This window comes from Maribacter cobaltidurans, from assembly GCF_002269385.1.
In the GTDB taxonomy this organism is placed as follows: Bacteria; Bacteroidota; Bacteroidia; order Flavobacteriales; family Flavobacteriaceae; genus Maribacter; species Maribacter cobaltidurans.
In genome coordinates this window covers 1726193-1739115 of sequence record NZ_CP022957.1, presented here as the reverse complement: position 1 = coordinate 1739115, position 12923 = coordinate 1726193, and the positions used below count along the sequence as shown (strand labels likewise).

Genomic DNA, 12923 nt, shown 5'->3' with positions numbered 1-12923 from the left:
TTTGTTAGCGAAAGGCCAAACTTTTGATTACCAACAATTCCTATCGTACTTTTGTGTAAAAGAGATTCATGGAAATAAAAGAGATACAGAACGAGATAGTGGATGAATTTTCTATGTTCGATGATTGGATGCAGCGCTATGAATATATGATTGAACTTGGAAAATCCCTTCCATTGATCGATGATGCCTATAAGACCGATGACAATATCATTAAAGGTTGCCAAAGTAAGGTATGGGTACATGCAGAGCTGCAAGATGATAAATTAATTTTTACTGCGGATAGCGATGCCATTATCACCAAGGGAATCATTGCCATATTAATACGGGCTTTTAGCAACCAAAAACCCAAGGACATCATTGAAGCGGATACCCATTTTATTGACGAAATTGGATTGAAAGAACATTTATCGCCCACAAGGGCAAACGGATTGGTGAGTATGATAAAGCAGTTGAAACTATATGCGGTGGCTTACCAGACCCAAATAAACTAATAATTATGAGCGAAGAAATAGTAGGAACTGATACCTCTGATCTAGGGGAGAAAATAGTTAAGGTATTAAAGACCATTTATGACCCGGAAATTCCTGTGGATATTTATGAACTTGGTCTCATCTACGATGTATTGGTAAATGAAGATAGCGAGGTCAAAATTTTAATGACATTGACATCGCCAAATTGTCCGGTTGCGGAGACCCTTCCCGTAGAGGTAGAGGAAAAGGTAAAATCCTTAAACGCGATCAAGGATGCCGAAGTGGAAATAACTTTTGATCCACCTTGGACCCAGGACTTGATGAGTGAAGAGGCCAAACTGGAACTCGGACTTTTATAAGCACCAATGGCGGAGGAAATTGTAAATAGGGTTGCCCAAAGCAAATTGGTTACTTTCAACCTAGAGGAATTCTATCCTCCTGGAGAAAGGAAACTTTTAGATATCAAGGACTGGCTCTACGAGGGAATAATTCTTAGGGAAAAGGAGTTTAGGGACGCGTTACAGGAACATGATTGGAGCCAGTATCAGAATAGTTATGTGGCCATCACGTGTTCAACCGAGGCCATTGTCCCAGGGTGGGCCTTTATGTTGGCAGCCACTAAATTACGACCTTATGCCAAACGTGTTGTGCAGGGCTCCCTTGAAGATTTGGAAACAGCTCTGTATTACGGTGTTCTGGAAAAATTGGATTATTCAGACTATAAGGATAAACCTGTAATAGTTAAGGGGTGCAGTAACAGACCGGTGCCCCCCAACGCCTACATCTTTTTGGTCCAAAAATTACAGGAAGTTACAAAGTCCGTCATGTATGGGGAGGCTTGCTCTTCGGTACCCATTTACAAACGCAAATAAGCATTTATTATTTGTGTGAAAAAAGTGACTATTCGTACTTTTGGTGTCTAATTTAAATAAACACTAAATCATGAAAAAAGTTTTATTCACCACTGTTTTTCTTTTGGTTTGTGCTCTTGGTATTGCGCAGACAGAGGAAGAATTAAAAGAGCAATTGGGACCTAAAAAGGACTCTATTGCAGCTATCCAATCTAGGGTAGAAGCCATTCAATCAAAAATCGATGCCCTTCCGGGCTGGAAAAAAGGTGCCTTCGGTACCATTGGCGCCAATTTGACCAACTTTAACAACTGGTATGCCCAAGGTACACCCAATAACTCCTCGGGAAATATTGGTGTTACCGTAAATGGATTCGCCAATCTACAACAAGATAAATTCTTTTGGAGAAACTCGCTTAACGTAAACCTTGCTTGGGTAAAATTCGATGACAAGGATGACCCTAACGATGATGATAGCTTTAGACAGGCATCGGATGTATTCACCATATCTTCCTTATACGGTCGAAAATTAAGTGAAAAATTCGCGATATCAGGCTTGGGTGAATATAGGACCACGATTCTAAATAACTTTAACGATCCAGGCTATTTGGATTTAGGTGTGGGTGCCACATGGACCCCTATAACGGATATGGTGATTGTTATCCACCCGTTGAACTACAACTTTGTGTTCAGCAGTGATGATACGATTTTTGAGTCTTCCTTGGGAGCCAAGATTGTAGCGGATTATACAAGAAAAATAGGAGCGGTGAACTTTAAGACCAATCTTTCCATGTTCCAAAGCTACAAGAGTGGAGACCTTTCCAACTACACTTGGATCAACTCTTTGGGATATACCTTATGGAACGGTATTGGACTTGGATTTGAATTTGGTCTAAGAAATAATAAACAAGAGGCCTTGAACTATGCTTTGAACGGACCTACTCCAGATGCGAATGCAACATTTGATAATATCGATAACAGCCTACAGACCTACGTGCTTTTTGGTCTAAACTACGCTTTTTAGGCAAACGATTAAATAAATATAAAAAAGCCCTCCTTTTGGAGGGCTTTTTGGTTAAGTAGGTATCGTAAAATTTGGGGTTTTACTTTTAGCTTAAGAAGTTAAATATCGATTTGGGGTCAACACTATCACTTAAACACAAGGTAAAGGTAGGGCCAACTCCTTTTTCGGGCAGCATTTATGTTGTGAACCAAACCCAAAATGTGGTGTAAAATATAAGCGGGTAGATTTGATCGATGAACTACATAATAGTTCAATAAATACCCTATTGATATTCGTCCAGATTCTCTGGATAGAGGAAATTGTTGTACGGAAAACGCGTTACATGGATATCCCTAACTTCATGGTATACCCGCTTTCTGAACTCGTCCAGGTTTTCCTTGTTCAATGCGGATATGAAAAGGGCCTTATCGCCTACTTTTTCCATCCAAGTACGTTTCCATTCCTCAATAGTGAAATGTCTTGAGGTTTTCTCCGTTATTAAATCATCTTCTTCAATGACCTCGTTTTTATATTGGTCAATTTTGTTAAAGACCATAATGGTCTTTTTGTCGGAACTTTTGATTTCGGAAAGAATCTGATTAACGGAGTCTATATGTTCCTCAAATTGTGGATGCGATATATCTACCACATGAAGGAGGAGATCCGCTTCCCTTACTTCATCCAAGGTACTTTTAAAGCTTTCCACCAATTGCGTGGGTAATTTTCTAATAAATCCAACGGTATCGCTTAATAGAAAGGGAAGGTTTCCAAGAACCACTTTTCTAACCGTCGTGTCCAAGGTGGCAAAAAGCTTGTTTTCTGCAAAAACATCACTTTTGCTTATTACGTTCATTAAGGTAGATTTCCCAACGTTGGTATAACCTACCAGGGCAACCCGCACCAGCGATCCACGATTGCCACGCTGGGTCTCCATTTGCCTATCTATCTTCTCGAGCTTTTTCTTAAGTAATGTAATACGGTCGCGAACAATACGTCTATCCGTCTCTATCTCCGTTTCACCGGGACCGCGCATTCCTATCCCCCCTTTTTGCCGTTCTAAGTGTGTCCACAACCCAGTTAGACGCGGTAAGAGATATTCATATTGGGCCAGTTCTACTTGAGTTCTGGCATAACTGGTCTGTGCACGCTGTGCAAAGATATCCAAGATGAGGCTGGTACGATCTATGATTTTACAACGCAACTGCTTTTCAATATTACGCTGTTGGGCCGGGCTTAACTCATCATCGAATATTACAGAGCCTATTTCGTTTTCCTCCACAAAATGTTCTACCTCCTCCATTTTTCCGCTACCAATGAGCGTTTTAGGATTGGGAATATCCACTTTTTGGACAAAACGTTTTACCACTTCCCCACCTGCAGTATAGGTAAGGAACTCCAACTCATCCAAATATTCGTTTACTTTCTCTTCGTTTTGTTCCCTATTGATTATACCAATAAGGATGGCTTTTTCGTATTCTGTGGTTTTCTTTTCTAACATATATTCGCAAAGTGCAAAATTAAACAAAAGGACCTAAGCTATTTTAGTAAATTTAAGGCCCTTAAAAAAAGGACATGCCATTTTCATTCTTTAAAAAGAAAACATCTAAGGATTTATATACCATCGCATTCTATAATTTGGAAAACCTTTTTGATCCGGAGAACAACGCCAGAACCTTGGACGAGGATTTTACACCGGAAGGCTTTAAACGATGGACACCTAAAAAGTATCGCAAAAAATTATCAAAATTGGCCAAGACCATTCATGGAATAGGTCGTCCTGCCAATACCTATCCGCCGGTAATTATTGGGGTGGCGGAAGTTGAGAACAATTCGGTTTTAAAGAATTTGATTCAAACACATCCTTTGGAAGCAGTAGATTACAATTTTGTGCATTTTGATTCCCCAGATGAAAGAGGCATCGATACGGGGCTTATTTATCACCAGAAGTACTTTAAGGTCCTAACCTCGGAAGCTATTCCACTTTTTGTGGACAATCCTGATGGGGTACGTGATACTACCCGTGACATTCTTTATGTATGCGGACTTCTTAATGGAGAAAAAATCCATCTTTTTGTAAATCACTGGCCTTCTAGGAGAGACGGGTCGGAAAGTACAGAATACAAAAGAATTACAGCTGCCCAGGTTGTAAAGGTTAAAATGGGTGAAATCGCCGCGGAAGAAGAAAACCCCAATTTTATAGTTATGGGCGATTTTAATGATGACCCATCTTCAAAAAGTATTCAAACCTTGCTAGAGCAAACGGAATTGCATAATCCCATGGAAAGTTTACATGTACCTAGGTCAAGGGGAAGTGCCAGTTACAAAAAAATATGGAGCCTTTTTGATCAGATTATTTTATCACATAGATTCTATAGGTATGAGAAAGGCAGCCATAGTTTTGACACTGCCAATATTTTTGATCAGGAGTTTTTGAAAGAATTAAAGGGCAAGTATAAAGGAAGTCCTTTTAGGACTTTTGCAGGAAGAAAATACTTGGGAGGATATAGTGATCATTTCCCCGTTTACATTATACTTAAATACAATAAATGATGTTTTATTAAGTAGGAATATTCCTATAAACATCAAAAAATTGCACTTTCACAACAAGAGGGTATGGTTACGAATGTATTTCGTCGAATAAATAATTCTTTTTAACTGAAGGATTCTTCTTTTTAAATAATATTGTAGTCCAAATCTTACAATAAATTACCAAGTTATGGACTACCAAAAGCTCTCCAACAATAGGAATACCCTTTGGGGTTTTCTATTGTTCTTTTTTTCGGTTATGTCTCTTGTTCGTGCACAATCCCCGGAATTAAAATCCTTGATTAAAGAACATTATGATTTTTCAAAGATTGGGTCTATGCAAGTGGATCTAGAATTCGACTACGAAATAAGCAGGGCCAAAACGCTAGCGATGGCCAAAGCAAATAATTTAAAACTAAAGGAGGTACTTCCCAATGGTAAAAAAGTGGAATTACAGGAAATAGGCCAGGACGGAAGCCCCATTTATTATGAGACTTATTCAGATAATGCCAGTCAAACTTCTAGAGCCTCCACTTTACATGCCAATGGAATCTTGGATTTAAATTTGGATGGGCTTGGAATGCAAGTAGGTGTTTGGGACGCTGGTGTTGCCCTTACAACGCATCAGGAATACGATGTTAGGGCAAGCGTAGCCGATGGAAGTAACGAGATAGATGCCCATGCCACCATGGTCACTGGAAGTCTAATTTCTTCTGGTATCAAGAGGGATGCGCAGGGTGTAGCCCATAGGGCCACTGTACTGTCGCACGATTGGACAAGGGACAAAATAGAAGTAACCGAAGCGGCAGCAAATGGGCTATTGCTATCCAACCATTCTTATGGAATAAAATCGGACAGAGTACCGGATTGGTATTTTGGGTCCTACATCAAAGTGGCACAGGATTGGGACAACATCATGTACAACGCACCTTATTATCTTATGGTAACGGCTGCAGGGAATGCTAGGCACAGCGGAGATAATGAATCTCCCATTTTTGGAACCTCCTCTGATGGATTTGATTTAATGTTAGGTTTTACTGTCGCAAAAAATGGACTTACCGTTGCAGGATCTAATTCTAGAATTGACAATAACGGAAATCTAAAGGAAGCCACGGTTTCTGCCTATAGCAGTTTTGGTCCTGTAGATGATGGTAGAATAAAGCCAGATTTGGCCGGTGATGGTTCTTCTATACTATCTACGGATGCTAAAGGAAATACCAGCTATGATGTATCTGCCGGCACATCAATGGCTACTCCGGGTGTAACGGGCGCATTACTTCTATTACAGCAATACAATGAGCAGCTTTATGGCTCTTATTTAAAGGCGGCAACATTAAAAGGATTGGCCTTACATTCTGCAGATGATGTAGACGAACAAGGTCCAGATTATAAAATGGGATGGGGTGTAATGAATGCCAAAAGGGCCGCTGAGGTTTTATACCAAAAGGATTTTAGTAGTCATATCTCTGAAAATAGCTTGTCAGATGGGGAAACGTTTAGCTTTAATGTAAAGGCTAAGGAAGGAGAACCTTTGGTAGCCTCTATTTCTTGGACAGACCCTGTGTCGGAATATATCAATAGGGGTGAGCTTAACAATACAACGGCCGCGCTTGTAAATGACTTGGATATAAGAATTACACAAGACGGGAAAACATTCTTTCCATGGAAATTAGACCCTAAGAACCCAAAAGCGGCTGCACGCAAAGGAGATAATTTAGTAGATCCGTTTGAGAAAATCGAAATTCCAGATGCAGAGGGTTCCTATACCATAACCATAAGCCATAAAGGTAGTCTAAAGAACCTAAAACAAGACTTTTCCCTACTTGTATCGGGAATAGTGTTAACTGAATGTACTATGAAAGCACCTGACAATCTTAGTTTAAATAATCCTACGGATAACCAAATTTTATTGGAATGGGAAGAAATTCCAAATGGATTGTACGAAATACAATATAAAAAAGAAAACGAGGAAAGATGGATTACGGACTATGTAACCACCGGCTCAACTATGTTGACCAATTTAACTTTAAACGAAAATTATGTGATACGGGTAAGGACATTTTGTTCGCAAAACATGGCTTCCGAATATAGTATGGAGTACATGTTCACCTTTGAAGGTATTGATACAACACTAGGTACCTTGGATATGAATCAAACATTAAGTGCGGAGGCAACAATTAATTTCTCTGTATTTCCAAATCCTGCAGTAAATCAAATTCGTTTGCTGACCGAAGTTGGTGATTCGGCGATGTACAGAATCGTATCGGCCTCAGGTATAGAATTAAAAGTAGGGCAAGCAAAAAATGAACCAATTCAAGTGGCGGACCTTGCTGCCGGCATGTATATCCTTCAGGTTATGGATGGAGGAACATACAAGAGTACCAAATTCTTTAAAAATTAGCCATGTAAATTTCCCTATCCCCCCGGAACCTATTCATTTTTCTATCGACCTGACTTACCAAGTGAAAGTCAGGTCTTTTTTTTGTACTTGTTTTTTACAAAATCTATAGACAAAATTGATATTGTAATAAATCAAAACAAGTAAATAACTATATAAAAGAGCTCTTAAATTGGTAATTTTACGGATAGACGAACTTAATAAAACTTAGACACAATGGATAATATGAAAAATCCCCATGGAGAAGCCTGGGACGTGAATGATTCTGGAGCGGCAGGTTGCCCTTTTTTAAACGGGCAAATGAACCAAACAGCCGGAGGAGGAACCACAAATAGAGATTGGTGGCCAAATATGTTGAATTTGAACATATTGAGGTTACACTCCTCCAAATCCGATCCAATGGATCCTGATTTTAACTATGCGGAGGAATTCAAGAAACTGGATTTGGCAGCACTTAAAAAGGACTTAACGGATTTAATGACCGATAGCCAAGATTGGTGGCCAGCGGATTATGGACACTACGGTCCGTTTTTCATCCGTATGGCCTGGCATGCTGCCGGAACCTATAGAATTTCCGATGGACGAGGTGGTGGAAGCACAGGAAACCAACGTTTTGCTCCCCTGAATAGCTGGCCGGACAACGCCAACTTGGATAAGGCACGTTTGTTATTATGGCCTATCAAACAGAAGTACGGTAAGAAAATATCTTGGGCGGATTTGTTGATTTTGGCCGGTAATGTGGCGCATGAGTCCATGGGCTTGAAGATGTTCGGCTTCGGAGGCGGTCGTGAGGATATCTGGCAACCCGAGGAAGATGTATACTGGGGTTCTGAAACGGAATGGTTAGGAAACAAGGAACGATACGATGAAGAAGGCAATAAATTGGAAAATCCATTAGGAGCCGCCCATATGGGATTGATTTATGTGAATCCGGAAGGACATAATGCCAATCCAGATCCTGTTGAGGCAGCACATTATATCAGGGAGACTTTTGGTAGAATGGCGATGGACGATTATGAGACCGTGGCATTGATCGCAGGGGGTCACACCTTTGGAAAAACGCATGGTGCCGCAGACCCTGAAAAATATGTAGAAGCGGAACCCGCTGCAGCGGATATTGCATTGCAGGGATTGGGCTGGAAAAATAATTATGGTAGTGGTTCCGGTGCGGACAGCATTACCAGTGGCCTGGAAGGTGCATGGACACAGACCCCAACCCAATGGAGTCATAAGTATTTAGAGAACTTATTTGGGTTTGAATGGGAACTTACCAAAAGTCCGGCGGGAGCTTGGCAGTACAAGCCTGTTGGGGATGCAGGTGCAGGAACTGTTCCCGATGCCCACATTGAAGGAAAGACCCATCAACCTTTTATGTTGGTCACGGATCTTTCATTACGTATGGATCCGGAATATGAGAAAATCTCAAGACACTTCTTGGAGAACCCTAAAGAGTTTGAAGATGCGTATGCACGAGCTTGGTTTAAATTGACCCATAGGGACATGGGACCGGTAGATCGGTATTTAGGCCCAGAAGTACCCCAAGAAAAATTGCTTTGGCAAGACCCTGTTCCTGCGGTTGACCATGAATTAATTAATGAATCCGATATCCAGGAGTTGAAAAAGAACATTCTGGCTTCAGGTCTATCGCTTTCCAGCATGGTTTCGGCAGCATGGGGAGCAGCTTCCATTTACAGGGATTCCGATAAACGTGGAGGAGCCAATGGCGGACGAATCCGTTTGGAGCCTCAAAGGAATTGGAAAGCCAATAATCCACAGCAATTGGCTGAGGTAATAGATACTTTGGAACGCATTCAGAAGGAGTTTAACGATGGACAATCCGGAAATAAGAAAGTCTCTTTTGCAGACTTGGTTGTATTGGCTGGAACCGCTGCCGTGGAAAAAGCGGCACATAATGCGGGACATACTATAGATGTACCTTTTTCACCTGGTAGAACAGATGCGACTCAAGAGGACACGGATGTGGAAGCATTTGAGGCTTTGGAACCATTGGCCGATGGCTTTAGGAACTTTACCAAGGACAAATATTCCGTAAAGGGAGAATCGCTATTGGTGGACCGCGCCAATCTTTTGACGCTTACACCACCTGAGATGACTGTATTGGTTGGAGGTATGCGTTCGTTAGGAACCAATACTGATGGTTCCAATAATGGTATTTTCACAGACAAGAAGGACCAGCTGACCAATGATTTCTTTGTAAACCTTTTAAATATGGGAACCACTTGGAAGTCGATTTCAGACGATGATACCCTTTTTGAAGGAACGGACCGAAAAACCGGTGAAAAGAAATGGACAGGAACCCGTGTAGATTTGATTTTTGGATCTAACTCAGAATTGAGGGCCCTAGCCGAAGTATACGCCACTTCAGATGCCAAGGAAAAGTTTGTAAAGGACTTTGTAAAGGCATGGACCAAAGTGATGAACTTGGACAGGTTTGATTTGAAATAGTAACCAGACTAGCTTTATACCTTAGTAAAAGGGCAGCCCATTGGGCTGCCCTTTTTTATGTGTCATTGAGAGGCCTTTAGGGCTGTTTTTATAAATTTAGGGCGGGATATTTAGTAAGCTACGCTCTGGACACGAGCAAGATGCTCGCGCCAGCGGGGCCTTGTCCGTAAGCTTCGAGACAAGGCCGTCATGTAATTTCTCCATTTCCGTGTTCATAAGTATAAATTTAAACCGTTAAAGTTATACCTATGTTTTTGTTCTATTTTTGACTAAGTACAGGCCTAAAACACAAAATAGTTTACAGTCCCTTTTGTTTAATAGATTTTGTCAAGGATACTATGTATAGTACCATTGGTAAATTCCTCCTTGTAACCTTTTGAAACATTTTCTACTTCATAAACTTTTCCACTTTTACCAATAAAAGAACCCTTATATATAAGTGATGATTTTAAGCCTTTTTTTAAAAAGTTAAATATTTTTAGAGCTTCTTTGTTAGAAAAGGTTTTGTCAGGCTTTTCTAAATTTTGAATGTTGTCTATTAACATAATATAGGACTCCCCAATTCTGTTGTCCGCCGGATTAAAATTATATCTCATCTTAATAAGACCATTATATAAATAATAATCATCATGATAATCGGAATTCTTCAACAAATCAATTGAAGGCGTAATTTCTATGCTCCTTAATAGAAAAAAATTATTTCCTTGTTCAATTAGGTTCAGAAATTCTTTAATATCAAATCTGTAGTAATTCCAGTTATTTGATTTTTCGTCCCATTCGGATTTTATTAATTCAAATTTTGATGCAAATTTTTCTTCAAGACTATTAATTAATTTAAAAAGTTCATTTGCTACGGCAAAAAACTGAAAGACCTTTCCTTTGCCCTTTCCTCTATATTTATCAATATTACTTAGCTCGATCATTTCAATATTCTAAGAAAATAACTTTATCAAATTCACCAGAATCCCTTAAATCTTTAATTGCCCATCTTTCTCTGGAAATAGGTCTTCTTGATTTTTTGGTTGCTTTTCCAACCTGTATAATAATAGTCTCAACACCATTGCTAACTTCCAAATCGGGAAACCTTCCACTAAGAGTTCCTATGCTGGCGTGAGCATCTTGCTCGTGTCTCTGAGTTCCTTCCGGAATTCGAGTAAGATTATCAATAAACCAACCAACAACGAACAACCAAATTCCCCCTTTGGGGGCTAGGGGGCTTCACACCTTTTTAATTTGATGCTCCTCCAATAAAGGTTCGTTACGAAGTTTTAGAAAGACCTGGGCCGTGGTAACCACATCCAGTTCGCAATAGGTGATGATACGGTCCAAATCGTTATCCTCATAAAAAACATCTCTCACCATACTGCCATCAATGTCTTCCTTAGGGGAGGGTATGCCCAAGATGTTCGCCATTAGCTTTAAGGAAGTATAATGTTTATAATCCCCAAATTTCCAAAGGTCCATAGTGTCCAGGTGTGGAACTTCCCAGGGTTTTTTTCCAAAAAGGTCCAATTTCCAAGGCAAGGAAATACCATTTATGATCATTCTACGGGCGATATAAGGAAAATCGAATTCCTTACCGTTGTGTGCGCAGAGCAAGTGTTTGGCTTCGCTGAAATGACCGTTCAAAAGATTTTTAAAGTCCTTTAATAGTTTAGTTTCATCGCCATGAAAAGTGGTAACCCTAAAGTGGAGGGTTTCACCTTGTATTTTAAAATATCCTACCGAAATACAGATAATCTTCCCGAACTCCGCCCAAATACCTGCCCTATCATAAAATTCTTCCGCAGTAAAATCCTCCTTGCGCTGATATTTTGATTTTTGTTCCCAAAGTTCCTGTTTTACATCGTCCAATTCCTGAAACTCCGCCTTTTCAGGTACGGTTTCAATATCCAAAAATAGGATGTGTTCCAAGTTAATCTTGTGCAGCATAGTTTTGGCATTCCTAAGAGTCAGTAATTTAACATATTTTATTTAATCTTTAAGGTCTTCTGAAAAGCTCAAAATAGGTTATATTTAAAAATGGGGTCAACTAAAGTCAGAGTCGAAGGCACATTCATGAAATTCTTTAGTATATCGATTGCTTGCGGTTTGCTGTTGCTGATTTCTTGTAATAAGGATAGCACAGAAAATCCTACTATTGATGAGGCCATAAACCTGACTTTGATCGGGGAGGATTTGGACAAGGTCTACCAGTACGATTATAATAGTGATACCGATGTGGGCTTTCAAACGGATTTGTCCAGTGAGTTGGGCATTACCAATTACTATTTAACTTTACGGCAGTTAGGCAACACACTTTCCTTTTTTACTTTTTCCAATGGTGCCATTTCCTTGCACCAAAAGGATTTGATTACCTCTGGCATCACCATGTATCCCGATTTTTACAATATAACCTCGGAGCGGTCATTGGTTTGGGGACTTAGCAATGAAAATTCGGTTTATTTTGGTTTGTACAAACCTTTTGGTTCTACCAATTTAGCCCTCCGCATTGTCGATTTGGAAACTTTGGAGGGATTTGACCTTGCCATTGAATTTGGAATAGACCAATTGTTTCAACCATTATATCATGATGGTAAACTGATAATTACCTATAGAACAGGGGATGGGGAGTATAAAATCATAATTTTTGATACCCTAACGGATGTCATTGCCAAAACATTGGAATTAAAGAGCAGTAAGCCTAGTGTTTTGATTACCGAGGACGGTGAATTGGCCATTTTTACACAGAATGATAAGGAAAATACGGTTTTGGAACTTTTCGACATGGTCAATCTCATTAGCATTTCCAAAAATGAACTGCAATTTGACCATCACTTTCCAACAGGTCCAATCAATGGAACCCTAGCGGTTGGCAAATTATATTACGAATATACCTATCCACAACCCTTTAGTTTGGTCAAGGGACCTGCAATTTTCGATATTTCGACCGGTACCAATACTGTTTTGGATTTATCGGGGACCATTGAAAAATTGAATAGTGAAAAGAGCTTGAATATTCAACCTATTTTAGGTCAATACCTACCCGGTAAAAATGTGTTCGCCATTTCATATACTTTACCAAATGGTGAAATTGATGAACCTGGGGGTTTTCTTCTGATTTCAACCGATGGAAAGCTAAAGGCACAGAAAAATTTGAATTTTGTTCCCACATATTTTGTGGATCAGGGTTTATAGACCAAGTGGTCTTTAACATAGTTTGACGGAGTAAA

At 39.8% G+C, this 12923-nt stretch carries 12 protein-coding genes; 8 read left to right on the top strand and 4 right to left on the bottom strand.

The features are described from left to right. Positions 1 to 68 precede the first annotated feature (68 nt). The 4 genes from CJ263_RS07580 (at position 69) to CJ263_RS07565 (ending at position 2342) form a co-directional block, all read left to right on the top strand. Positions 69 to 491 (top strand): SufE family protein, encoded by a 423-nt coding sequence (locus CJ263_RS07580; RefSeq protein WP_094996717.1) that lies wholly within the window; start codon positions 69 to 71, stop codon positions 489 to 491. A 5-nt stretch (positions 492 to 496) separates the two neighbouring features. Beyond that, positions 497 to 829: a DUF59 domain-containing protein gene (locus CJ263_RS07575; RefSeq protein ID WP_094996716.1), complete on the top strand. Its 333-nt coding sequence runs from the start codon at positions 497 to 499 to the stop codon at positions 827 to 829. A 6-nt stretch (positions 830 to 835) separates the two neighbouring features. Further along, entirely contained in the window at positions 836 to 1342 is a 507-nt protein-coding gene (locus CJ263_RS07570; RefSeq protein ID WP_094996715.1) for a DUF2480 family protein, read from the top strand. 70 nt (positions 1343 to 1412) lie between these two features. Further along, positions 1413 to 2342, top strand: coding sequence for a DUF3078 domain-containing protein (locus CJ263_RS07565; RefSeq protein WP_094996714.1), 930 nt, complete (start codon positions 1413 to 1415; stop codon positions 2340 to 2342). A gap of 262 nt (positions 2343 to 2604) precedes the next feature. Here CJ263_RS07565 and hflX read toward each other — a convergent pair whose 3' ends face one another. Continuing rightward, positions 2605 to 3819 (bottom strand): GTPase HflX, encoded by a 1215-nt coding sequence (hflX, locus tag CJ263_RS07560; protein ID WP_094996713.1) that lies wholly within the window; start codon positions 3817 to 3819, stop codon positions 2605 to 2607. A 74-nt stretch (positions 3820 to 3893) separates the two neighbouring features. Between hflX and CJ263_RS07555 the strand changes: the two genes are divergently transcribed. The 3 genes from CJ263_RS07555 (at position 3894) to katG (ending at position 9711) form a co-directional block, all read left to right on the top strand. Beyond that, complete coding sequence (locus CJ263_RS07555; protein ID WP_094996712.1) at positions 3894 to 4871, top strand: endonuclease/exonuclease/phosphatase family protein; 978 nt, start codon at positions 3894 to 3896, stop codon at positions 4869 to 4871. A 166-nt stretch (positions 4872 to 5037) separates the two neighbouring features. Further along, positions 5038 to 7248: a S8 family serine peptidase gene (locus CJ263_RS07550; RefSeq protein WP_094996711.1), complete on the top strand. Its 2211-nt coding sequence runs from the start codon at positions 5038 to 5040 to the stop codon at positions 7246 to 7248. A 213-nt stretch (positions 7249 to 7461) separates the two neighbouring features. Next, positions 7462 to 9711, top strand: coding sequence for a catalase/peroxidase HPI (katG, locus tag CJ263_RS07545; RefSeq protein ID WP_094996710.1), 2250 nt, complete (start codon positions 7462 to 7464; stop codon positions 9709 to 9711). A gap of 314 nt (positions 9712 to 10025) precedes the next feature. Here katG and CJ263_RS07540 read toward each other — a convergent pair whose 3' ends face one another. From CJ263_RS07540 to CJ263_RS07530, 3 genes are read right to left on the bottom strand one after another with little or no spacing between them, the layout of a single operon-like run. Further along, positions 10026 to 10634, bottom strand: a complete 609-nt coding sequence (locus CJ263_RS07540; RefSeq protein ID WP_094996709.1) for a hypothetical protein — start codon at positions 10632 to 10634, stop codon at positions 10026 to 10028. Between the two features lies 1 nt (position 10635). Then, positions 10636 to 10899, bottom strand: a complete 264-nt coding sequence (locus tag CJ263_RS07535; protein ID WP_094996708.1) for a hypothetical protein — start codon at positions 10897 to 10899, stop codon at positions 10636 to 10638. Between the two features lie 30 nt (positions 10900 to 10929). Beyond that, entirely contained in the window at positions 10930 to 11643 is a 714-nt protein-coding gene (locus CJ263_RS07530; RefSeq protein ID WP_094996707.1) for a 3'-5' exonuclease, read from the bottom strand. Positions 11644 to 11769: 126 nt separating this feature from the next. Between CJ263_RS07530 and CJ263_RS07525 the strand changes: the two genes are divergently transcribed. Continuing rightward, positions 11770 to 12888, top strand: a complete 1119-nt coding sequence (locus tag CJ263_RS07525; protein ID WP_158657107.1) for a hypothetical protein — start codon at positions 11770 to 11772, stop codon at positions 12886 to 12888. Positions 12889 to 12923 lie beyond the last annotated feature (35 nt).

Bases quoted from the DNA above. Each gene is read 5' to 3' on its own strand.
- CJ263_RS07580 (WP_094996717.1), top strand. From the start codon at position 69: ATGGAAATAAAAGAGATACAGAACGAGATAGTGGATGAATTTTCTATG.
- CJ263_RS07575 (WP_094996716.1), top strand. From the start codon at position 497: ATGAGCGAAGAAATAGTAGGAACTGATACCTCTGATCTAGGGGAGAAA.
- CJ263_RS07570 (WP_094996715.1), top strand. From the start codon at position 836: ATGGCGGAGGAAATTGTAAATAGGGTTGCCCAAAGCAAATTGGTTACT.
- CJ263_RS07565 (WP_094996714.1), top strand. From the start codon at position 1,413: ATGAAAAAAGTTTTATTCACCACTGTTTTTCTTTTGGTTTGTGCTCTT.
- hflX (WP_094996713.1), bottom strand. From the start codon at position 3,819: ATGTTAGAAAAGAAAACCACAGAATACGAAAAAGCCATCCTTATTGGT.
- CJ263_RS07555 (WP_094996712.1), top strand. From the start codon at position 3,894: ATGCCATTTTCATTCTTTAAAAAGAAAACATCTAAGGATTTATATACC.
- CJ263_RS07550 (WP_094996711.1), top strand. From the start codon at position 5,038: ATGGACTACCAAAAGCTCTCCAACAATAGGAATACCCTTTGGGGTTTT.
- katG (WP_094996710.1), top strand. From the start codon at position 7,462: ATGGATAATATGAAAAATCCCCATGGAGAAGCCTGGGACGTGAATGAT.
- CJ263_RS07540 (WP_094996709.1), bottom strand. From the start codon at position 10,634: ATGATCGAGCTAAGTAATATTGATAAATATAGAGGAAAGGGCAAAGGA.
- CJ263_RS07530 (WP_094996707.1), bottom strand. From the start codon at position 11,643: ATGCTGCACAAGATTAACTTGGAACACATCCTATTTTTGGATATTGAA.
- CJ263_RS07525 (WP_158657107.1), top strand. From the start codon at position 11,770: ATGAAATTCTTTAGTATATCGATTGCTTGCGGTTTGCTGTTGCTGATT.